General features: G+C 36.5%; 16 protein-coding genes, 2 tRNA genes and 1 pseudogene. 1 reads left to right on the top strand and 18 read right to left on the bottom strand.

The genetic code is table 11. The features are described from left to right. Window positions 1–632 precede the first annotated feature (632 nt). From CIPSTX3056_RS02615 to mnmE, 9 genes and pseudogenes are all read right to left on the bottom strand, one after another. Window positions 633–709: transfer RNA gene (locus tag CIPSTX3056_RS02615), tRNA-Met, on the bottom strand. Window positions 710–757: 48 nt separating this feature from the next. Continuing rightward, window positions 758–844: transfer RNA gene (locus CIPSTX3056_RS02620), tRNA-Leu, on the bottom strand. A gap of 175 nt (window positions 845–1,019) precedes the next feature. Next, a pseudogene (gene secG / locus CIPSTX3056_RS02625) lies at window positions 1,020–1,256 on the bottom strand (preprotein translocase subunit SecG); the annotation flags it as partial. 979 nt (window positions 1,257–2,235) lie between these two features. Further along, entirely contained in the window at window positions 2,236–3,609 is a 1,374-nt protein-coding gene (glmM, locus tag CIPSTX3056_RS02630; protein WP_072666384.1) for a phosphoglucosamine mutase, read from the bottom strand. Beyond that, a complete protein-coding gene (gene folP / locus CIPSTX3056_RS02635) occupies window positions 3,596–4,450 on the bottom strand; it encodes a dihydropteroate synthase (RefSeq protein WP_072666385.1) in 855 nt (284 codons plus the stop codon). Before folP ends, glmM begins: the two co-directional genes overlap by 14 nt. Window positions 4,451–4,546: 96 nt before the next feature. Next, window positions 4,547–6,481 (bottom strand): ATP-dependent zinc metalloprotease FtsH, encoded by a 1,935-nt coding sequence (ftsH, locus tag CIPSTX3056_RS02640; RefSeq protein ID WP_072666386.1) that lies wholly within the window; start codon window positions 6,479–6,481, stop codon window positions 4,547–4,549. A 125-nt stretch (window positions 6,482–6,606) separates the two neighbouring features. After that, complete coding sequence (gene rlmE, locus CIPSTX3056_RS02645; protein WP_072666387.1) at window positions 6,607–7,236, bottom strand: 23S rRNA (uridine(2552)-2'-O)-methyltransferase RlmE; 630 nt, start codon at window positions 7,234–7,236, stop codon at window positions 6,607–6,609. An 840-nt stretch (window positions 7,237–8,076) separates the two neighbouring features. Then, window positions 8,077–8,559, bottom strand: a complete 483-nt coding sequence (greA, locus tag CIPSTX3056_RS02650; protein ID WP_072666388.1) for a transcription elongation factor GreA — start codon at window positions 8,557–8,559, stop codon at window positions 8,077–8,079. A gap of 445 nt (window positions 8,560–9,004) precedes the next feature. Beyond that, complete coding sequence (gene mnmE, locus CIPSTX3056_RS02655; protein WP_072666389.1) at window positions 9,005–10,369, bottom strand: tRNA uridine-5-carboxymethylaminomethyl(34) synthesis GTPase MnmE; 1,365 nt, start codon at window positions 10,367–10,369, stop codon at window positions 9,005–9,007. Between the two features lie 2,091 nt (window positions 10,370–12,460). Here mnmE and glyA point away from each other — a divergent pair. Further along, window positions 12,461–13,714 carry a serine hydroxymethyltransferase gene (gene glyA, locus CIPSTX3056_RS02660; protein ID WP_072666390.1) on the top strand — a complete coding sequence of 418 codons (1,254 nt, stop codon included), beginning with the start codon at window positions 12,461–12,463 and terminating at the stop codon, window positions 13,712–13,714. A gap of 218 nt (window positions 13,715–13,932) precedes the next feature. Here the strand turns inward: glyA and sufE are convergent, their stop codons facing one another. The 9 genes from sufE to lolC form a co-directional block, all read right to left on the bottom strand. Next, entirely contained in the window at window positions 13,933–14,355 is a 423-nt protein-coding gene (sufE, locus tag CIPSTX3056_RS02665) for a cysteine desulfuration protein SufE (RefSeq protein ID WP_072666391.1), read from the bottom strand. Window positions 14,356–15,142: 787 nt separating this feature from the next. Next, complete coding sequence (gene sufS, locus CIPSTX3056_RS02670) at window positions 15,143–16,363, bottom strand: cysteine desulfurase SufS (RefSeq protein ID WP_072666392.1); 1,221 nt, start codon at window positions 16,361–16,363, stop codon at window positions 15,143–15,145. Beyond that, a complete protein-coding gene (gene sufD / locus CIPSTX3056_RS02675; protein WP_072666393.1) occupies window positions 16,363–17,661 on the bottom strand; it encodes a Fe-S cluster assembly protein SufD in 1,299 nt (432 codons plus the stop codon). The genes sufS and sufD overlap by 1 nt, the downstream gene beginning before the upstream one ends. Next, complete coding sequence (gene sufC / locus CIPSTX3056_RS02680; protein WP_072666394.1) at window positions 17,636–18,382, bottom strand: Fe-S cluster assembly ATPase SufC; 747 nt, start codon at window positions 18,380–18,382, stop codon at window positions 17,636–17,638. The genes sufD and sufC overlap by 26 nt, the downstream gene beginning before the upstream one ends. A gap of 36 nt (window positions 18,383–18,418) precedes the next feature. Continuing rightward, window positions 18,419–19,921 carry a Fe-S cluster assembly protein SufB gene (sufB, locus tag CIPSTX3056_RS02685; RefSeq protein ID WP_072666395.1) on the bottom strand — a complete coding sequence of 501 codons (1,503 nt, stop codon included), beginning with the start codon at window positions 19,919–19,921 and terminating at the stop codon, window positions 18,419–18,421. A 6-nt stretch (window positions 19,922–19,927) separates the two neighbouring features. Further along, a complete protein-coding gene (locus CIPSTX3056_RS02690; RefSeq protein WP_072666396.1) occupies window positions 19,928–20,314 on the bottom strand; it encodes an iron-sulfur cluster assembly accessory protein in 387 nt (128 codons plus the stop codon). A 932-nt stretch (window positions 20,315–21,246) separates the two neighbouring features. After that, on the bottom strand, window positions 21,247–22,494 hold the full coding sequence (lolE, locus tag CIPSTX3056_RS02695; protein ID WP_072666397.1) for a lipoprotein-releasing ABC transporter permease subunit LolE: 1,248 nt from the start codon (window positions 22,492–22,494) through the stop codon (window positions 21,247–21,249). Next, window positions 22,491–23,195 carry a lipoprotein-releasing ABC transporter ATP-binding protein LolD gene (gene lolD, locus CIPSTX3056_RS02700; RefSeq protein WP_072666398.1) on the bottom strand — a complete coding sequence of 235 codons (705 nt, stop codon included), beginning with the start codon at window positions 23,193–23,195 and terminating at the stop codon, window positions 22,491–22,493. The genes lolE and lolD overlap by 4 nt, the downstream gene beginning before the upstream one ends. Next, a complete protein-coding gene (gene lolC, locus CIPSTX3056_RS02705; protein ID WP_072666399.1) occupies window positions 23,188–24,393 on the bottom strand; it encodes a lipoprotein-releasing ABC transporter permease subunit LolC in 1,206 nt (401 codons plus the stop codon). The genes lolD and lolC overlap by 8 nt, the downstream gene beginning before the upstream one ends. Window positions 24,394–25,024: the final 631 nt, after the last annotated feature.

The following is a 25,024-nucleotide window of genomic DNA, read 5'->3' on the forward strand; positions in this document are numbered from 1 at the left end:
TTCTTTTTCTAGATATTACTCAATTCGCATACTGTTTGTACTCTATAGTATAGTAACAGTCATTATGTTACCCTTTAACAACTACATTATGTATTTCCAATATCGAGGCGTTACTCATCGCTTTTAAATACAATTTTTACTAAATTTTAGCTCTTACTTTAGCTCTTACTATATATCTAATGTTGTAAAAATACAGGCATCATACAATCCATCAAAGAATCATCAATGGTGTACCAAAGGTGTACCAAACAATAGTTACGTTTGTTCTTTAAAGGAAGATGCATTCCTTTAATCGTAGCACGCGTAGCACGCTTAAAAATAGCTACTCTTATCTGAAAACCCAGCTCTATGCGTCAAGGAATGGCCATTTCTAACTGCTTATGATTGATGTAGGACGTTAAAATCAAATGTAGTATATGGCATAGATATAAAAAAGGGGCACCCTGCCCCATTATTCTGCTTTCTAATAAAAAAACCCCGAAAAATTTCGGGGTTTTTGCAATTACAACGCTTGTAACCCGTTACTTGAAACCCGTGAATAATGCATCTACACCGTCAACGACCTTATTCTAAGGTAGAGTGACATATGTAATATATTTCAGATGCTGTCTCTCGAAGCACTGATGTGAAAATGGTTGCGGGAGTCGGATTTGAACCGACGACCTTCGGGTTATGAGCCCGACGAGCTACCAAACTGCTCCACCCCGCTGTTTATTATAAGCATTCCCGTGAAAAATTAGCAAGTAAAACTTTAACTTGGTACCGAGGACGGGACTTGAACCCGTAAGCCCATACGGGCACTACCACCTCAAGGTAGCGTGTCTACCAGTTCCACCACCACGGCAATTCAATGATATTGATGCAATACATTTTATATTTGAAATGTAATGCGTTTTCCTGCTGAGAGAACGGGCTAACTATCTAAAACGTCAACTCTTAACAACATTCTTTTTTACTGGTCCATTTACTAACGGAGAGGCCTCTGATTTAGGGAAACCTATAAATTGATCTGTTGTTCGAGTCTTTCGGCTATTAATATTACCAAAAATTAAACTAAGAAAAAAAAATAATACTGCTAAAATCGGAATTATTCGACGTGTAATGAAATTATTTGATCCATGAGAACCAAATAGAGTATGTGATGCACCGGCATCAAATGATGACCACATAGCGTGTCCATGACTTTGCTGTATCAATATCAGGCTCACTAAACTAATAGCGATAACTAAATAAATTATCAAAAGAGCGTCATACATAATAAACCTTGTCTTATCTTATCTTGTCTTGTCTGATGTTTAGATTGTTGATGCGTGAGTTGAAATGGTTTTTATTGTTCTCTTTAATTTAATAGGTAAAAGTATATGTCAGTCTTTGAAGTCTGCACCGAAAACACAGGTAGTATTCTACTAATGACACCAATGACACTCATGACATAGTGATATATGATATATATCACTATGTCATCCAATCAAGGAGATTACTATTGTCTACGGTTAAGACATAAATATCTAATCTCTTGGAACGAACCTCTTTAAAGTTTACTATGGTTGCAATAAGAAGCCTTATGCTCATACCATAAACCCCTAAAGCTCTATGCATTGATAATGTAATGTGCATACCTCAGGTGTTTCTCATTCAGAAACACAGAGTATGTTAGATACTACTACATAAAATTTTATATCTATACTATTCTATCAATACAATACTATCAATAAAAATAAGTCTCACCAAAGCACATTATGTAACGCTCTGAAATTCTATTGTCAATCTCAACCGCTAATAAGAGTCATCCATCTATTTATATTAGACATGTCTCAACTCAACATCACATACGCACATATAAAATCTTAATTGATTCTAAACTTATCAATATCATTGTCATACCATGCAGAGCAATAAAATTAAGAACCTCTTCATATCTATCAAATGCGTATACATCAAAGTCTATATCTTACACAATTATCACAAGAATTCCATAGAATATATTCACGAATAATTTGATTGATCAAAATAGTCCAACGCTTTCCTGGGCAAGTTAGTATCTATTATCTATTTTTAATGCAATCTAAATGACAGTTGTGATTATATTTACAACTTTTAAAATATGAGGCTTTAAGTAAAAATATGCTTTATCTCTCTTAGCAAAAACACCAGACAGTTAGAGAAGAATATAACGATTATTGCACAATATAGTGTAATATAAAAGAAATCACAATGCACAACCAATTCTTATTGCTATAATTTGCATCTATCACGGTCAGTTTTTGTACTGCTCATAACATCTTGCACTGCATGAGAAATATAATTAGAGATCAGGTTCACCTGGCACTCATCTTCACCCTCAACCATAATACGTATTAATGGCTCCGTACCTGATGTGCGCAGCATAATACGTCCTTTACCTTGTAGCTCTGCTTTAGCTTTAGCAGTTACTAACTTTATATGGATATCATCTAATGGATTTTGACTGCCACTAAATGGAATATTTACTAATTTTTGTGGAAATAGAGTAATATCTCCGCATAAATCATGCAAGCTCTTATTAGAGTATAGCATAATCGCAAGCACCTGCAAACTGGCTATGATTCCATCACCTGTAGTTGTTTTGTCCAATAAAATAATATGACCAGAATTTTCTGCCCCTATACGCCAACCCTTTATGTTTAACATTTCTAGCACGTGCCGATCACCGACCTTTGCTCGTGAAAATGGAATACGTAGTTTGTTCAGCGCTAACTCTAGTCCCTGATTACTCATGAGGGTCCCAACAACACCACCTGTAAGTAAGTTTTGCCGTAACTGTTCACGAGCAATTAAATATAAAATTTGATCACCATCTACTGCATATCCCATATGATCAACCATCATAACACGATCGCCATCGCCATCATAAGCGATACCAACATCGGCATTCTCTGCAATTACACGTTTTTGTAATAAACATAGATCAGTAGAACCACACTGTTTATTGATGTTCACACCATTAGGTGTTACACCGATAGAGATTATAGTTGCCCCCAGTGCCTCCAAAACATTAGGTGCGATATGAAATGTTGAACCATGAGCACAGTCCACTACAATTTTTAGTGTATTCAGAGTAAGTTGGGCAGGAAAAGTTCCTTTACAAAATTCGATATATTGCCAAGCGGCATCAGGAATATGACTGGAACGCCCTAAAGAAGCGGGTTCTACGCACATTAATGATTTGTCCATTTCACATTCAATCGCATCTTCTACTTCATTAGAAAGTTTTTCGCCATTCGTTGAAAAAAATTTAATTCCATTATCATAAAACGGATTATGCGAAGCAGAGATAACAACCCCTGCTGCAGCACGAAAAGTACGAGTAAGGTATGCAATACCTGGTGTTGGTATCGGTCCCGTTAAAGAGGAAGATAAACCTGCTGCTGCTAGACCTGAGGCTAGAGCTGCTTCTAGCATGTCACCAGATATACGTGTGTCTTTTCCAATAATGATCTCTCTAGATCCGCAGCGAGACAATACCTTGCCTGCAGCAAAACCTAACTTTAAAACAAAATCTGGGGTTATGAGTAAACCTCCCACTTTACCGCGAATACCATCTGTACCAAAATATTTACATGCTCTCATGATATGTTTGGTCCTTAGCGGATCGCACCGCAGAAACAATGTGTAGTGCTTCTGCGGTTTCTCTTACATCATGCACGCGTAGAATATGGACACCTTGTATAGCTGCAATCACAGCGCAAGCAATACTACCAATTAAACATTGTTTGGCATTTGTATGCAAAAGCTGGCTAATCATACTTTTACGAGACAGACCTGCCAATAATGGTAAGTGAAACTGATGAAAATCTGCTAAATGAGCTAACAATTTATAATTGTGTATCATGCTTTTACCAAAACCAAAACCGGGGTCTAATAATAATCGTGATCTCGGAATCCCCTGCGTCTCACAGCGAGAAATATGCTCTATAAAAAAACTTTTTACATCATCAATCACGTTATCGTAACAAGGTAAACACTGCATATTATAAGGCTGACCCTGCATATGCACAAGACAGATTGGTAGATCCACTTCTTGTGCTACACGCAGTGCACCAGGTAATTTTAACGCATGAACATCATTAATCATGTGCACCCCAGCACGAGCAGCTTCTCTCATTACTTCTGGTTTAGATGTATCAACTGATATCCAGATATCAAAATTCTGTACGATAGATTCAATAATTGGCATCACACGTGCAAGCTCTTGATCCACGCTAACCGCTAAAGCATAGGGGCGAGTCGATTCACCTCCAATATCAATCATTGTGGCGCCGGCATTAATCATTTTTTCCACATGCGTGCATGCCTGATCGAGATTGTAATGTTTACCACCATCAAAAAAAGAATCGGGGGTAGCGTTCAATACGCCCATGATATGAGGACATGACAAATCAAGCACTACATTTCTAGCGTAGAGTTTCATTATTAGAGAGCATTCCTAGTAATTAAGATGCATTTACTCATCTTATATTTAGGATGGGTGACAGTTAAAAGCAGTTTAAGATAATAAAACAGCGCATTATTTCTTAGTACATTGCTCTGATGTGGTATTATCTGAATCTGGTGTATTTGGTTCATCAACTACAGATGAATCTTGTGATATATCATGACCCTTAGAATTATCCGTATCACTAGAATCCTCCCATCCTGCTGGAGGACGCACCGTACGTCGTGACATTAAATCATCAATCTGTAGTGCATCAATAGTTTCATATTTCATTAATGCATCTTTCATAGCATGCAAAATATCTATATTTTTAGATAGGAGCATACGTGCACGTTGATAGTTAATTTCAATTAGAGATTTAACTTCTTGATCAATAATACGTGACGTTTCGTCAGACATATGTTTGGTTTTTACGACAGAGCGACCAAGGAAAACCTCGCCTTCCTCTTCTACATATAACAGGGGGCCAAGTTTTTCTGAAAAACCCCACTGCGTTACCATATTTCTAGCAATAGATGTGGCCATCTTAATATCATTAGAGGCGCCAGTGGAAACATACTTCATACCATAAATAATCTCTTCTGCCAAGCGACCACCGTATAGGGTAGAGATTTGACTCTCTAGCTTTTGTCGACTAACACTAATAACATCACCCTCAGGCAGGAAAAAAGTTACACCTAACGCACGTCCACGAGGAATAATAGTTACTTTATGTACTGGATCGTGTTCTGGGACCAAACGACCGATGATGGCATGACCAGCCTCATGATATGCAGTAGACTCTTTTTGGTTATTTGTCATAACCATGGATCGCCGTTCCACACCCATCATAATTTTATCTTTAGCTTTTTCAAACTCAACCATAGAAACCATCTGCTTATTGCTACGTGCAGCAAAAAGAGCGGCTTCATTTACTAAATTTGCTAAATCTGCACCGGAAAAACCAGGTGTACCTCTGGCAATAATAGCTGTATTAATATCATTTGATAAAGGAACGCAACGCATATGTACTTTAAGAATTTGTTCTCGACCTCGTACATCGGGTAATCCAACGACAACCTGTCGATCAAAACGACCAGGGCGCAGCAAGGCAGGGTCTAGTACGTCAGGACGATTAGTTGCTGCAATTACAATAATACCTTCGCTACCTTCAAAACCATCCATTTCTACAAGCATCTGATTAAGCGTCTGCTCCCGCTCATCATGACCACCACCTAAACCCGCACCTCGTTGACGACCTACTGCATCAATTTCATCGATAAATATAATACATGGTGAAGACTTCTTGGCTTGTTCAAACATGTCGCGCACACGAGATGCGCCTACCCCAACAAACATTTCTACGAAATCAGATCCAGAAATTGTAAAAAATGGAACCTTAGCTTCACCGGCGATTGCTTTTGCTAGCAATGTCTTACCAGTCCCTGGAGGGCCAACCATTAGCAAACCCTTTGGAATTTTACCACCAAGTTTTTGAAACCGACTCGGTTCACGAAGATACTCTACCAGTTCACTCACTTCTCCTTTTGCTTCGTCACAGCCAGCGATATCAGCAAAGGTAGTTTTTATTTGATCTTCTATTAGCATGCGCGCCTTGCTTTTTCCAAAAAACATCGCACCCTTTCCGCCACCAACCTGTACTTGGCGCATAAAAAATACCCACATACCAATAAGCAATAGCATGGGAAACCATGAGATAAAAATCGACCCTAGAATACTGTGTTCTGCTAATGGCTCCCCAACTACCTTAACGTTTTTACTTAATAAATTATCCAGTAGCTTTGAGTCATGCATAGGAATATAGGTAATATATCGATGACTATTTTTTTTAATAACATTAATCTCACGCCCATTGATGCGTGCTTCACGAACTTGATCTTGATTGACTTCTGACAAAAAGGTTGAATAATCAACCCTACGGCCATTCGAGTCGCTGAGTCCAAAGCTCTGAAAGACAGACATTAGAACAACTGCAATAACTAACCAGAGAATTAGGTTTTTTGCCATATCACTCAAGTGCTTAACCTCATATTACAATGGTATTAATAAATAGCGTTCGGCTCTTACTATCAACTATATATCCTGTATACTTAAAATAACCAAGATACTGACAGGCATTCTATTTATTCTGGTTATAGTTGTCGACCTGTAGCTACAATGTACACTTCACGTGAATGAACGCGCGAAGATTCTGGTTTACGAATTCTTACCTGCTTAAATTGACTGCGAATTTCCTTGAGATACTCCTCAAAGCCTTCTCCATGAAAAGCTTTTACTACAAAGCAACCCCCAGGGTCTAATACTTTACCGCACATCTCTAGCGCAAGCTCACACAAATGCATTGACCTTGAAATATCCACTAGAGGATGACCAGTCATCTGTGGGGCCATATCAGACATTAGCACTTGAACTTTACGCCCTGCTACACGCTTCAGTATGCTCATCATAACCGATGGCTCTCGAAAATCCCCTTTCAGGAATTCAACACCAGAAATAGGATGCATATTCAGGATGTCGCACGCAATAATATAACTAGCAGGGCGAATTTTCATCGCAACATACTGCGACCAACCCCCAGGAGCCGCTCCTAAATCAATGACAGTCATCCCGCCTTTGAACACTTTATCGCTTTTCTGTATAGAATCTAGTTTAAACCACGATCGGGAGCGTAATCCTTTTTTTTGCGCCTGACAAACATATTGATCAGAAAAATGTTCCTTTAACCATCGCTTAGAACTAGAAGAGCGTTTTTTGCTAGTCATACATGTTTCGGTTACCACGTAATGGATGAACTATAAATACAATAGTTCACAATCCATACTATATTTTGCCAGATATCACTCAGGTATGTTAACGACTTGTGATATACCATATATAATAATATGCATTATACATGCAATCACATTATCTAAAAATTTTAGAGCTTTAAATTATCTCCATCCTTAGTGCTAACCCTTTTTCTCATTTGAATAAAACATATTAGAGATCAACACTTAAGGACCTAGAGTAACTACTAGAAGCTGATGGTAGTTAACATTACTATCAAGACAGGTACCTAGTATTACTAGTCTAATGCATAAATCATGTACTATTTGGAAGCCTTTTTTGCAACGTTTGAAATTTTAATAACGCTCATGTTACATAGATTTTCATGACATGCTATATCGCCTGATATCTAAAAATAAACGCTCTTTAGCTCGGTCTTACAGTTCATAAGACCTATGTCTTATAGTGCGTTATGATCCCTTTCCATGGCAATATCAAGAAATCTTCTGCTCAAACTACTATGGTATAATTATTGAGACAGATCTGATAGATAACAGTATACTCAAGAATCTTAGCATCTCCTTAGTGACTCAGGAGATGATTATTGTAAATAGCGCAATCAGTGTACATAAAAAGGTATGCAGAGATATCTGTATCCTTATCTCTAATAATAACATTTCTAACAATAGTTCCAAACTTATTATACTAATATCCGCAAGAAATTAAAGTAATAACACAATCGCTACTATTGATAAAAAAATCTATCAGGATTGTAATACGTACTGCTACTATCCGTGATTTTATCAAAAGCAGAGAGGATTCATCAACACAAACTATTAGATATACTCTACTTTTATAACGTCGTATTGCACATCACCACCAGGAGTGCATATCACTGTTATGTCACCTGCGGTTTTTCCTATTAATCCCCGTGCCATAGGAGAATTAATAGATATTAAGTTATCCTTGAAATCGGCTTCATCATCACCGACAATACAGTATGTAGATTCCTTCTGAATCTCTCTATTAAAAATAGTAACGGTAGACCCAAAAATAACCCGACCATTAGCATTTCCAGACATTTTAATTACATCAATTATATTAGCACGTGATAATTTAGATTCTAACTCTTGAATGCGACCTTCACAAAAACTTTGTTCTTCGCGGGCCGCATGGTATTCTGCGTTTTCCTTCAGATCTCCATGCTCACGTGCAGCAGCAATAGCAGCAATCATGATAGGTCTTTTAATAGTTTTGAGCTCTTCTAGCTCTTTTCGTAGTCTATCCGCACCCCTTAATGTCATTGGAATCTGATTCATCACTATACCTCGCACTATAGGAATAAGCCTAAATAGACAATTGTCTGCATTCTGTATGCTAGCATACAAAAAAGTATTCTATAAACATCTAGATATTATTTTTTCGTAAAATACATCTTGAGTATTTTGTAAATTTTTAATTTATTGCTCTTATTCTTTACTTGCTGTCATAATAAACCATGGTAGAAATACCACTACCTGAATCTTTACGCCAATGCTGTTTTTATAACCTCTATGTATGAAAATGAAAAATAAGTAAACAGAAGAAGACTATGCCCTGTGATTTTTTGCTTTTGATATAGATTGATTGTTATAAAATTACTACAAACCTACTACACGAAAGGCTGTTCTATTCTATTCAGCCTACAGCATATTTCGTCTCCTACCTTGTGTAATAATTTTTACGGAATAGCAGTAATGAGTTATATACAATGTATTATCAGAATTATTTTCCTATACAAAAAGTAGAAAATATAGATCCTAATAAATCATTAGAACTGAATTCACCAGTAATCTCATTTAACGCTTTTTGTGCTAAACGTAAATCTTCTGCTAAAATTTCTCCCGATAGTTGCACTAGCATATGATGCTGACAATCCTGAAGATGTGTTGTTGCTAATTTAAGAGCCTGTATATGGCGACGACGAGCAAGAAACCTATTTTCTATAGTTTCAGACCCAAGCATGCTAGCCTTTAAATGGTCAAGTAAATGTTGAATACCTACCCCAGTACGCGCTGATAAACAAATTAGTGAGCCTCCACGAACCTGCTGTACGCCCTGAGATTCATGCGTAATATCTGACTTATTGCGTATAATTGTAAAAGGCGGTACTTGATCTAACTTGGTGCTAAGATCTGGCCAAATATCAAAAAGATCTATAGAATTTGTCGTCATTCCGTCTACTACAAAAAGAATATGATCGGCTTGCTTAATTTCGTGCCAAGCGCGTTCAATTCCAATACGCTCTATTTTATCTTTAGTGTCACGCAGCCCTGCAGTATCAATCACATGAAATGGCATGCCGTCGATATAAAGATATTCATGCAGTATGTCACGTGTTGTACCTTCAATGTCAGTAACGATGGCGGATTGTCGTCCAGACAGTCTATTTAGTAGACTGGATTTTCCGGCATTCGGCTGACCAGCAATAACTACTTTTCTTCCTTCACGCAGTAAATTTCCCAGGTGAGCTTCTTTATAAACCAAATCTAGCTTAGAAATTAATTCGTATAACTGAGATTCTATACTGGAATCTGGTACAGAATGAATATTTTCATCTGGAAAATTAATCATCGTTTCTATTGTAATGCGAAGATGAGTAAGTGCATCTGCAAGATCCCTGATGCGCGCAGAAAATACCCCCTGTAATGATCGTGCAGCTGAGCGTGCCGCTTGCTCTGAATCAGCATCAATTAAATCAGAAATTGCCTCTGCTTGTATTAAGTCGAGCTTATTATTTAAAAACGCACGTTCTGAAAACTCGCCAGGATTAGCGATTCGTAGTCCTGGTACTAACAAGATATTCTTAAGAATTAAATCTAGAATTACAGGACCGCCATGCCCTTGTAGTTCCAAAACATCCTCACCAGTAAAAGAATATGGCGCAGGAAACCATAACGCGATCCCTTTATCCAGAACGCAATCATCTTGGTCGTAAAATTCAAGATATTCGGCGTAACGCGCTTGAGGTAACTTTTTTAAAATTTTCTGAGCAACTCTAGCAGACTCATTACCCGAAACACGCAGAATCCCAACGCTGCCGCGCCCTGGTGGCGTTGCCTCAGCGACAATAGTATCGCTATAATTCATAATCAAGATACTCGCTAACTAAGATGTATTAAAATGCTTTGGGCAAATAGCATCATTACTTCAATAATAGGCTAGTAAAACCTTTGGTAGAGAAAATACTATCTTAAACCTGCAGAATAATTACTATATTGAAATATTCTATTAGCCATTATACCACACGCGAGATACTATACTACATAGCGTATGTGTACAATAATGTACTGATTCTTACATGGTAAGTTTATATCAAAACTTCTGTATTATTTTTTAAAAGTGTATATATAAATGCACATAGTATAAGAGACACTCTGATGTCATACTATGATGTCATACTACAGGCGTTCCAGATAGGAACTGTTCTTATCAAGAATGGGATACCTATACTACACTAGGTGTATCTATAACCTATAATAATAGATAATAGATATATCTAATATGTGTACACAATGATGATAGAGATACACAAAGACTCTACATCTAAAAATCTAAAAATTAAAAAATATAATAGGTGCAATCTATGCAATCCTAGATATAATATATCTAATCATATTGGATTCATTTAAGTAAAGTTATCCATGCTATTTTAAACTTTCTGTTTTCTAATATATGGCAATAACCTTAAATGACTATAGCTGATCAAGATCATATTATAAAATAATCTATCTATATATAGTAGCGTATCTTACCGATGCAGATACTAAACGCACTCAATAATCGATTATGATCTGATGTATTATACACATAATGCATCAATGTTGAATATTTAATCATTTGCTCGGTAATCTTTCATGCTATAAAGTGATCTCTAACATATTTCTTTAATGCTATAAAATGATCTCTAACATATTATGTTAAATAACTATAATTATTATGTTAAATCACTATAATTAAAATAACCATAATTTAAGATATGCTCTTTAAATACAGATATCTTTTGTAAAAATTTTTAAGATTTTTTGATTTTTTTTGCAGAAAGAGCGCCACATCAAAGTACGACTGATTGTGGTAATGGCATTTTATCGTATTTCATCGCATAAGTTATATTAAAGCATATCCAGAAAGCATTCTAAATTTTCAAGTAAAATTGAAGTAAGATTTTTTCTAAGAATTTACCACGCTATTGTACTATAGATTCGGTCTCTGTTCTATAGTAGTCTCATGCCTTTATGAATATCACTCCTTAAAACTAATTCAAAAGGCTATATTATCAACAAAAATAGATCGTTTGCACCAAGAACATCATAAAAATCATTAAAGAATAATATGTTTTTACATAGTTACACTCCATAACCTAAAGAAATTCCATAAATCTATTGCTATTATATTCTAGTCAGATTAGCCTGATATTGACCATAATATAGTTAGATCGCATTCTTCGGAAATCTCATAAAAAGATTTCATGTAAAAATGAACGATAAAAGCTAATCGACATAACATTATACTTTGTAGGTGTTCAGAAATCATTGGCAGTACTGTTAGTATGCAAGTAGTATGCAAAAACAACCCTCCTTACCCCAAAAGCTTCTTGAGCAGAAGCTTTTGGGGTAAGGAGGAGTAACTTCAGTACATAATCACTCTCAAATACAAATGTTATCTATAACGCTATAAGTAAATAATAGTATTTATAATAAAATACATATCACTGAGTGTAATCGCTAGGTAACTGTCATTATTTTTTATTAAATGATTTTAATTTAAACTTTTGCATGCCCCATCATATATTGCTATGTATCATGTTTACGTGTCACTGTTGTATAGCGTGAAGATCTATATTAGAGCCATTAGAGCAGTATCATATCCTGAACTAAAAGGGGTGTTGTGATAGTCACATGCGTATCAATTTTTACAGAAAACTATCTATACAGTATAAAAAATACTACAATAGTCTGCTATTATGCATAAATTTATAAATACCGTATCGACGCCTCTATTAAGTAGTTACTAGATCTTCAATATATTTCATAAATACAATATAGTATATAAGCTTATTCGTTCTGTTTCTGAACTAATATCAAGACAAAAATAACATCAAGATAAAAATAATGAGCATGAGATACCACTCTATAAGATTATCTCTTATTAATTATCGATACCTAAAATTATGGAGGTCAGATGTTTGAACGAACAATGAATATTGCTAATTATGATCCTGTCTTATGGCATGCTATGGAAAAGGAAAAACAGCGTCAAGAAGAACATATTGAGCTAATTGCTTCCGAAAATTATACTAGCCCACGTGTCATGCAAGCACAAGGATCTCACTTGACGAATAAATATGCTGAAGGATACCCCGGAAAACGCTATTATGGTGGATGCCAGTACATAGATCTTATTGAGCAATTAGCTATTGATCGTGTCAAGAAGCTATTCGGAGCTGATTATGCAAATGTCCAACCCCATTCAGGTTCGCAAGCAAATTTTGCTGTTTATACTGCACTGCTAAATTATGGTGATACTGTTCTAAGCATGCATTTAACTCATGGAGGCCATCTCAGCCATGGGTCCCCAGTAAATCTTTCAGGTAAGCTTTATAATATAATTTCATATGGTACTGATCATGCTGGTCAAATTAATTATAATGAAATAGAGAGCCTAGCCAAAAAACATCAACCGAAAATGATTATTGGTGGATTTTCTGCCTACTCTGGCTTGTGTGATTGGAGAGCTATGCGCGAAATTTCTGACCGTTTTGGTGCGTATCTTGTTATTGACATGGCACATGTTGCTGGGTTAATTGCTGCTGATATTTATCCAAACCCATTACCCCATGCGCATGTTGTAACTTCAACTACCCATAAAACACTAGCTGGTCCTCGTGGAGGTATAATATTAGCATCAGGTGGTGATCAAGCATTTTATCAGAAGCTAAACGCTGCTGTTTTTCCTGGTGGACAAGGAGGCCCATTACTGCATGTTATTGCTGGCAAGGCTGTAGCCTTTAAGGAAGCAATGGAACCTGAATTTAAGGCCTATCAAAAGAATATAATCGAAAACTCTAAAGCAATGGTATCGATCTTTTTAAATCGGGGATATAATGTAGTCTCTGGCTGCACACATAATCACCTCTTTCTTTTAAATTTAATAGATAAAAATCTTACTGGACAAGTCGCGGAAAATGTTTTAAATCGTGCTAATATTACTATCAATAAAAATAGTATTCCAAACGATCCCCAAAATCCATTTATTACATCTGGCATACGTATTGGATCTGCTGCTGTAACACGCCGAGGTTTGAAAAAAGATGATGTCTGCTTAGTAGCAGACTGGGTTAGTGATCTGCTTGATAACATAAGAAATCTAGAAATTAGTCGAAACGTAAAAAATCAAGTAATAGAGTTATGCTCTCGATTTCCTGTTTATGAATAACTAATTTTAGCAGACAAGAGATTACAGCCACAGTAATGCAGCACTCTAAAAGCATCTGTCAATTAATTTCTTAGAGTTTTTTTGATCTATAATCTTGCTGTAAAAACAATAGCGCTTTGCTTTCGTTTATACTATCGATAAACGGTGGGCTTGATGAAACAACAATCATGAATGTCATGTATTAGATACGAAAAACACATACATAATACATTGAGTTTTTAATTATTTATTAATAATCTCAATTTTTTATGAATAGCATAAATCATAGCCCCCAGACCATGTGAGCGAGATGGCGTTAATTGTTGTATAAGATTCAGACCTGATAACCATGATTGTATATTAAAATCTATAAGATTTTGTGGTGTCATATGTTGATAACAACTAAAAACAATAGCTAACAAACCCTTGACAAGTGCTGCATCACTATCTCCGTCTAATATTACCAAACCTGCTTTATCAGTATCCACAGAAATCCATACTTGACTTTGACAACCGGGAACAACGTTTTTTGAATGATATAGACCTTTAGAAGGCACCGGCATAGCCAAGCCTAATTCAATAATATATAAATACTTTTCTTCCTGATTTGCACAACGATGAAAATTACAAACTAGTATATCTCTATCCAAAAAAACAGACATACTTCCTCACTTGAATAGTTATATGGGTGATGATCTAATGGAGAATTTTCAGAACAAAACAGCATCCGATATACATCATCGGCATGATACTCGTAGCGTTCTTAAATTCTTGCGCGTTGGTAGAATTACACTATAGTAAAGAAAAAAATCAGAATCTAATGCAAAAGTCAACAATCTGTGCTGTCACACAGGTTTAAAGAACCTGGATGCTCAAAAGCAAGATATCAGTCAACAGACTAGTAAGCTCTATCACAATCAAGTTATTATTCTTCCATTTTATTTGGAAAATAGCAGTAATCATGTCTGTTGTCTGTTTTACGAATTTAATGTTTAGATATCATATATCGTATATGCATAGTAAAGAGATATCTGATATACTACATGAGTAGTAATCTTGCATCCCCTCGGCTCATATTTCTCATATTTAGTGCGCGTCCATAATGTATGTGTTAATAATTAGAGCTAAATCTATAAAATACTGCTTATCATTACTAAATGTTTCAAAAGGATTATGCTTGTGAAATTGATATGATAAGCATACATATGTTGTATGTAATGTTTGATTTTCTTACAAAAATCCAAAAAAACCATTAGCGTTAAAAGTACATCATCAGTACTAGCAAGACAAGCTAGATGGTAGTCATTGCAACTATATATTCTGACAGTATTTGCAGAAAAATATCTTAGCATATATCTCATGCTCTATTAAAACCTTATACATATTTTAATGACTATCATAGAGAAGTGATATTTTACACGCATCGCTAACGCATTAGTTTTAAATAATTTAACCTAATAAATGCTGAATGCGAATTAAACTAGATACCAAACGATCTATCTCGTCTTCAGTATTATAGAGAACAAATGAGGCACGACACATTGATGAAACACCATAATACTGCATTAATGGCATGGCACAATGATGGCCAGTACGAATAGCGATACCATATTGATCTAAAAAACTACCTACGTCAAACGCATGATGACGGCCAAGATTAAAGGATACAACCCCTATAGCTTTCGGGGGGCTATAAATTATTATATCTGGCACATCTGATAACTTATTTAGCGCATATCTCATCAGTTTCTTTTCATGCTGAATAATACTATCCATCCCTAGCTCACTCACCCATCGTAACGCAGCACCTAGACCAATAATAGACCCAATGTTTGGTGAGCCAGCTTCAAATCTCCAAGGAGCTGTAGTATATGTTGTTTCTTTACTGAGGCTAACGGTAGAAATCATTGATCCTCCGCCCTCCCATGGTGGCATTAATTCTAAAATCGCTTTACGACCATATAAGATCCCAATACCGGAAGGCCCGTAAATTTTATGACCAGAAAACACATAAAAATCACAATCTAGGTCCTGAACATCTATCGTATCATGCATAATTGCTTGAGCACCATCAATTAATGTTACTATTCCGCATGCCTTAGCCTGAGCAATAATTGCTTTTACCGGATTTTGAGTACCTAATACATTAGAAACATGAGTTAATGCTAATAAACGAGTACGAGAATCTATTAATGATGATAAACGCGTTACATCTAATGTCCCAGTACATGTCAAAGGAATATAACGTAATTCAGCATTGATACGCTTTATAAGCATCTGCCAAGGCACAATATTTGCGTGATGCTCCATTTCTGTGATAATAATATTATCACCAGGTTGGAGTTGACTCTCACCCCAGCTATGTGCTACTAGATTAATTGCTTCGGTTGCCCCTTTGACAAATACTATCTCTTCTGAACTAGCTGCATGTAAAAAACTCGCGACCTGTTTTCGAATATCTTCCATCCTGGTAGTAGCATTGGCACTTAAAGTATGAATACCACGATGCACTGCTGCATATTCATGCTGGTAAAAATAAGATTCAGCATCAAGGACAACCTGCGGTTTTTGTGCGCTTGCTGCACTATCTAAATAAACTAATGGATGTCCATTTACTTCTTTGGCTAATAATGGAAATTCTAAACGAATATTAGAAATATTCACACTCATTACGCACCTCCTCTGACACGATCAGCAATACGTTTTTGCACCGCTTCCTTAAGAGGGGAATCAGACAAGAACTCCGTAACTTCAGAAGAAAATGCCTCTATCATCATGCGCTGTGCAAGAGATTTTTTAATTCCACGTGTTCCTAAGTAAAATATCTGCTCTTCGTTAATGCATGACATTGTTACTCCATGCCCGCATTGCACATCGTCATTATAAATTTCTAATTGAGGTCGACTATCAACTTCTGCCGCAGGACCTAACAGCAAGTTGTTGTTATTCATCTGTGCATGAGTTTTTGATGCCTTTAAAGATACTTGAAGCATTCCATTAAATATTGCTTTTGCGCAGTCGAATACGATCGTTTTATGTAACTGCTTACTGTTACAAAAAGCATTGGCATGCTCTAACCAAGTTCGATTTTCAGATACTTCTGTACCGATGGGTATCATTAAGCTGTTCAATATCAACCTAGAGCTATCCCCATGCAGTTTAATACTAGTCTGATGGCGAGTCAGTATTGATCCTAATAAAAAATTATGACTTTCTGCTTGGGTGTGAGACCCTATGTTTAAATCATTATGAGAAAAATGATAACCACGAGAATCTTCAAACGCGAGATAGTAATGTTTAAAGCTAGCATAATTACCAATATTTGCAGTAAATCGTGCGGCAGTGAAGCACGATGAGCTACTCAAAGTAATAAAGTGCTCAATAACTACGGCCTCACTATTAGAATCTTGTTGTAGATGGCAACGGTATCCTGAAGTGTATAATTTATCAGTAGCACTACAATGATTAGAATCTCCACCAGTAGTAACATGTAATAGGTATAATGGACGTGTTGCTTTCTTACCATAAGAAAGGCGAATAAATGTAACCTGCTCCACTAGACTCTCTGTAAAATGCAAAAAAAATTCAGGATGAATGGAGTTGCTACACGCCGATTCTTGGGATACCCTAGGAATCCTATGAACAGTAAAAGGATCATATTCAGTATCGCTTAATTCAGATGACAAGCGTCCATCTATAAAAACTAATCGAAGTGCGTTAATTGGCAGAGCGTGTTCTATAATGGTGTTTAAACTTAAAATAACAGGATTTGGTGAAACAAACTGCTTATCCAATAGCCAATTCAATGGTATATGTTTCCACTCTTCTTGCGTCTGTACAGGAAAGCCTAAACGTAAAACTTCACACCAGTGTTGACGTGCTTGCAGACTATCAAGATTGCCTCTCGTTTCTAACAAATGTTTCCATTGTTGTAATATCTCCTCATTCTTGGTCAACAAGCCAGCCATATCCGTGTTCCTCCAGTTGCTGTACCAGCAAAAAACCCCCTGATTTTACAATCCTTCCATGAGATAATACATGCACAAAAGATGGTTTGATGCAATCTAATATGCGCCGATAATGAGTAATAATAATAAATGAACGCTTATTATTACGGAGACTATTAATGCCATTAGAAATAACTCTTAATGCATCAATATCAAGTCCAGAGTCAGTTTCATCTAAAATGCATAAATCCGGCTCTAAAAGGGACATCTGTAGTATATCATTACGCTTTTTCTCTCCTCCAGAAAATCCAACATTCATAGAGCGAGTCATAAAATCCTCTGGGATTTCTAGTAGGCCCATTTTCTCTTTTAAAACATCTTGAAAAGCAAATCGATCAAGCGCATCTTTTTGACGGTATTTACGTATAGAATTAACTGCTGTTTGTAAAAACAAATTGTTACTCACTCCAGGAATTTCAACTGGATACTGAAAAGCCACAAAAATTCCTTCTCCCGCACGCTCTTCCGGGTCTAACTGTAGTAAATTCTTACCTTTTAATGTCACTGCTCCATGGTCTATTACGTAATCTTTACGCCCTGCTAAGGTGGCAGCAAGGGTGCTTTTTCCTGAACCGTTAGGACCCATAATGGCATGCACTTCACCTGGTTTTACGTTAAGATTTAAACCGCTAAGGATTTTATGATCACCAACACTAACATGTAAATCTTGAATTCTTAACATACGGGTCCTTATGAAACCTATCTGTAATATGTAGTATTAACCCACACTATGTGAAAGACTGATAGTGAGTAGTTTCTGCGCTTCAACCGCAAATTCTAAAGGAAGCTCTGAAAAAACATCTTTACAAAAACCGTTTACGATCATTGAAATCGCATCATCTTCATTGATCCCGCGCTGTAAACAATAAAACAATTGGTCTTCACCGATACGCGATGTTGTTGCCTCATGCTCAAGATGAGCGGTATTATTTTTTACCTCAATATAGGGAAACGTATGCGCACCACATTGAGAGCCAATTAGCATTGAATCGCATTGTGTATAATTCCGCGCATAAGTAGCATTTGGCGTAATTTTAACTAAGCCACGATAAGTATTCTGACTATCGCCAGCAGAAATACCCTTGGAGATAATAGTTGAACTTGTATTTTTGCCTACATGGATCATTTTAGTACCAGTATCAGCTTGTTGAGAGCCACTGGTTAATGCTACAGAGAAAAACTCACCAATAGAATTATCACCACGCAGAATTACGCTTGGATATTTCCAAGTAATCGCTGAACCAGTTTCTAGCTGTGTCCAAGACATTTTACTTCTTTCTCCAACGCAAAGAGCACGTTTTGTAACAAAATTTAAGATTCCACCTGTCGTATCTCTACCAGAAAACCAATTTTGAACTGTCGAGTATTTCACGGTAGCGCCGTGATGCAAGACAACTTCCACTACAGCGGCATGAAGCTGCTGAGTGTTACGTATAGGAGCAGAGCAACCTTCCAGGTAACTCACAGAGCTCCCTATATCAGCAATAAGCAGTGTACGCTCAAACTGACCAGTTTTTTCTGCATTAATTCGAAAATAGGTTGAAAGCTCCATTGGACAATGCACACCCTTCGAAACATAAATAAAAGTCCCGTCAGAGGCAACCGCCGCGTTTAAAGCAGCAAAAAAATTATCGTTATTGGGGACTACACTCCCAAGATACTGGTGCACTAGGTGAGGATAATCGTGAATGGCTTCACTAAAAGAGCAAAATATAACGCCTGATTTTTTCAGCTTATCACGATAGGTAGTAGCTACGGATACTGAATCAAAAATTGCATCAACAGCTACCTGGTCTCCTTCTCTTACAGGTATTCCAAGCTGATTAAAAGTTTCCTCAACTTCCTTCGTGAGATAGTTAGTCGTGTGTGTACCTGTACCTGTAGATCCTATATTGCTTTCTGATGCGGTTTGATGATCACTGCGACTTTGACGACAGGACGGTACAGAGTAGTAACGATAATCTTGATAATTCAATGCTTGATAATGAGCTTTCAGCCAGTGTGGTTCTTCCATTGTCAGCCAGGCTGCGTATGCTTTTAGACGAAATGCTAGCATCCATTCAGGCTCGTGGCGTTTAGATGAAATTGCGCGCACAATATCTTCGTTAATACCATCTGAAAACTGTTCAGTTTTGAGCTGAGTAAAAAAACCCTCTGTGTATTTTGGATGGGCACCCGACAAAATCGGATTATCATCAGATCTGTTATTATCATGCAGCATTAGATATCACTCAACGGCAAAGCTCTCACCACAGCCGCAGGCTTGGTGAGCCAAGGGATTATTAAATTTAAACATCTGATTTAGACCTATAGATACATAGTCTACTTCTGTACCATCAATGTATGGCATAGCCTTCAATGGGACAAACACACATGCACGATTACGGCTAAACATTAGAACATCTGTGGATATCTCTGTTACTAAATTCATAGTATAACTCAATCCAGCGCACCCCGATGTTTTTACATCTAGTTGAACCCCTTTAATATTAGGTTCTCTTAATGAGAGATAACTAATTTGCTCTGCTGCTCTATGCGTTAGAGTTAATCCTTTCCAGACAGGTGTAACTGCAGGTGTAACTGAATGTGCAGTATGCAAATTTTCTGCTAGCATAATCAACCTCTTCATACATTATCCCGACAGGGTGATACATTTTTTAAATAACCTATTCTACTATAATCTAATTTTTGTTATATCTCTAGGTAGCCGTTCATTGCATTCAAAATATGCTTTAAATTCTTTAATAATGGCAACTCAAACTAAAACACTTATACATTACAATGTTTGCCTATGTTTCACAGATCAACACTAAAACACCTATAATATTTTGATATACAGCACATCACAACTAGCTTTATTTAAAATACAGTTGTTTAAAAACGTCTTAGACTTTCTGCAATTAGATTTTTAAAAACCAAACAAATAAAATAATATGCATGCATACCATAATACATATTTAGAGAGTCAACCAACTTTTGATGACTTAAAAGTAGATATTTATGATATGATATTGTATATCACCATAAGAATTAACGTACACATTAAACGGAATGATTACCTGTCTTGTTGGTTTTGGTGTAACACGCTATTAAACATACTATAAACGCCATGAACCACTCTCTAATATAATACTAATGATATTAACTCTAATATAATACTATTAACTCAATATAATACTATTGACATTAACTATTCTGATTTAGAGTAAATTCATACTAGAGAAAAATATTTCCTTTTAAAATGTGTCCTGTTATAAAAGCTAACATTATCAAATGTTAAGCGCATATATTTTAAAAAAGTCAGCCACTAGAAACTATAATCCACGGCACAGGTGGTCACTAGATAGCACTAGTCTCGTATTATAGTGTAATAATGCGATTCACATCAACGAGCCGCAATAACTTACTAATTAAAACTAAAATCTCATGCAAACCTTAATGTTTATTTTGCATATACTAATTTATTTTGCATATACTCATAGGTTCCATGTGTACTCTTCTTAAATAGAGAATACTACGACCGGTTATAAAAATACCTGTCTTTATCTACTGGAGGCTCAGAGCTTGCGCAGGATGAAGGCGGCTAGCTTGTCGGGCTGGGTACCAGCTAGCCAGCAAGCTAAGCAATATCGATGTTACCAATATAATACAAATATCACACAGTTTCACCTCTGAAGGCAGAAAGTCGATAAAATAAACATCACCAGAAAGAAACTCACATCCTGTCAATTTTTCGATAATCTCAACAATAGATGTCAATTTAAGAGCTATCAAACCCCCTATGATAACACCAACTAAACTACCTAATACTCCCCCTAATAGAAGGCCATACCAAATAAAAATAGACTGAATTAACGAATCATTAGCACCTAAAGTTCGTAGGATGGCAATCTGACGACGTTTATCTTTTACTGCTATAACCAGTGTGGAGACAATGTTAAAACAAGCGATACCCATTACTAATACTATTGATAGATATATCATAGTGCGAATCATCTGAATATCGTGATACATGTAACCATAAGTGCTAATCCAGCTACGTAGATATACATATGAAGCACTTACCTGTCCAACCTGACGGACAAGCAGATCGGCTTCAAAAGGATTTTGTGCTTTAATCGCAATACCAGTAACATGACTGCCAATACACAACAATTTTTGAGCATCTTCTATTGGAATATACGCGAGACTATGATCAAGCATACCATTCAGCTTAAGAATTCCGACCAACTGTAAGCGCACATACTTTGGTTGTAATATTTGATATCCCGTATGACTATTTGGGATTACCATAGTTATCCAGTCACCAACTTTTAAACTTAAGCTGTTAACCACTCCTTGTCCAACTAAAATCTGATGCTTATTTGGTGAAAAATTCTTCCAAGCGCATCCTTGTAGATAGGATGATATGGCACTAACATGGCTTTCTAGTCTAGAATCAACGCCTTTTATCTGTAGTGTGAGCACCTTACTGCCTTTTTGAATTAAGCCAGTAAACTGAATATAAGGTGCTGCTGCTGCTACACCAGGTACTTTTTCTATTTTTGATAATAAAGATCTCCATGTGGTGCAATCCTGATTAATCAGCTCAATCTCACCATGAGGAACTACTGATAGAATGCGTTGGTTAAGTTCACGCTCAAAACCATTCATAACACTTAGGCTAATGATTAACACCGATATACTAAGCGTAATACCCAAAGTAGAAACTACTGCAATAAGAGGTGTCATGCCGCCTTGGCTCTTTCCGTAACTCAACCGAAAACCAAGAAAACAAGCAAGGCCACCAATCATTGGTCGTTTCCTAAAATGTTTGGTTCAGATAAATAACCATGATGCATCTCAAGTTGTCTCGGTAAGTTTTTTGCTAGATATAAATCATGGGTAACCACCAAAAAAGCAGTACCTTGATTTTGGTTAATTTGAGTTAATAACCTTAAGATAACACTAGTATTTCGTTCATCAAGGTTACCCGTGGGCTCATCAGCCAGAACTATATGGGGGTTATTTACTAACGCACGCGCAATAGCGACTCGCTGTCTTTCTCCACCAGATAACCTTGAAGGGCGATAGGAGGCTTTATGCTCTAGACCGAGTAATTGTAACATTTCGGCTGCTTTAATCTTAGCTTTTTTTGTGGTCATATTCGCAATAAGCAGCGGCATACTTACGTTTTCCAGAGCACTAAAATCTGGCAAAAGATGATGAAACTGGTAAATAAATCCTAGATCCTTGTTACGTAATACAGATTTTTCTGTAGATGACATTGCATTTAAAGATTCCCCTTTAAAAAACACATCACCAGTAGTTGGCGTGTCTAAACCACCTAGTAAATGCATCAAAGTGCTTTTTCCTGATCCAGAACTACCAATCACTGCTATCATCTCTCGCTCTTGCACTTGAAGTGAGATATTTTGCAAAACATCAGTTCTTACATTGCCTTCCTGATAACTTTTACATAGATTCTTGCATTGCAATATAATCTTTTTATTCATAGCGTAAAACCTCAGAAGGCTGAACAGAAGCAGCACGATAAGAGGGGTATAGAACGGACAAAAATGCTATAGCAGTAGAAAGAGAGGCGATTATCATTATTTGTGAGGCAGAGATTAATACTGGTAATGATAACCCTTCACCGAATATCCCTGCTTGTGCGATGAAGCGAGGTAATTGAGTAGCCAAAATTACCCCTAACAGAGATCCAATCATAGACCCCAATACCCCAATAATAATCCCTTGTAAGATAAATATAATCAGAATTTGTTCACGCTTAAAACCCTGGGTTTGTAAAATAGCCACTTCCCATTTTTTCTCTGTAATAAGAAGACAAAGCGATGAAAAAATATTAAACACAGCTATTAAAATAATCAAACTCAGCAATAATCTCATTATGTTTTTTTCTATTTTGACTGCATGAAACAAAGCTCCTTTTGTCTCACGCCAGTCATGCCATACTAAACCATTTGGTAACTCTCCTTGTGGCATAGCGTGGATCTGCAGTGGTTTGTTTAACCATAGACGCCAACCAGTGATATGCCCATTTGGATATCGCATTAGGTGTGATGCATCTTCCTGATTGAGAAGGATTGCATAACTATCGATATCAGTCTTGGTAGAAAAAGTACCAATTACATTAAATAATCTTTGGCTTGGTATACACCCTAATGGTGTCCACCAACTTCTAGCTGGTACCAGTAAACGCACTTTTGAGTTCGGTCTTAAACCTAGATTATTTGCTAATACCGCGCCAACAATTACATTATATTTCCCAGCCTGAAGCTGTTGTCGTCTCACATTTAAAAAAAAAGGTACTAAAGGGTCATCTTCATTAGGATTAATACCTAAGAGTACACCGACAGCAAGATTGTGATCACCATGTAAAACCACTTCACCTGTAGTAAGAGGTGAAATACGGTTCACCCCTGAGAAATGTAATCTGCTAGCAGATATTTGTTGTGGGTTAATTGAACCAATCTTACTAGTAATGAATGCCTGCGGCATGAAACCAAGGGTTTTATGTTCTAATTGCTCTTCTAATCCGTTCATTACTGATGATACAGTTACAAGAACCATGACTCCTAACGTTAAACCAAGCACTGAAAGCCAAGATATAACATACCCAAAACGGTTTGCTCTAGAGCCACGACCTTTCATGTAACGTAAAGCGATAAATAAAAGAACTGGTTGATACATAGCATTCATCTTTAATAACGTCAATAAGCACTAGTTGAAGTAGTGGCAGCGGTTGTCCCGAATATCATGTCATAACTGTATCTTACGTGAGATTGTAATTCTAATATATTAAAGTGCTACTACGTATAGTCAGGTGGTAATTACACAGAGTGTTTATTACTTCCCTAGTTTAAGCCTGAGCTTCCAGAGACATACAAATACACATGATGCTCAGAGACTTCTAAAAACTAATCTATTTACATACTGTCCTAATTAGCGCAGCGTGCTCAAATGTCACTAACACTCTCTTTCTTATTTCTCCAATACCCGTTCTTTGTTGTGCACTAAACGTCTATATTTTGCTATGATGACATCATTTTTTGTATCCTGATATATTAAATCAAGAGTCTATCAAAACCTTCACAAGCATACTACGATATCTAATGAGATTTCTTGGTAAGTATTTAAAATATTCGAACAGCATAGCATATATATTTTATATGCATATTTTTACGCATTAAAGAGCTCAGATCGATCAATACTTGATAATCTTAAATAAGATGATAGCCTACAATAAAGGTCCTAACTAGATTTAATGAACCGGACTACCTATGTACTATCTCCCTACATCATTTTTTTTACGTTGTTTTAC

This window comes from Candidatus Erwinia haradaeae (genome assembly GCF_900698965.1).
In the GTDB taxonomy this organism is placed as follows: Bacteria; Pseudomonadota; Gammaproteobacteria; order Enterobacterales; family Enterobacteriaceae; genus Erwinia_E; species Erwinia_E haradaeae_A.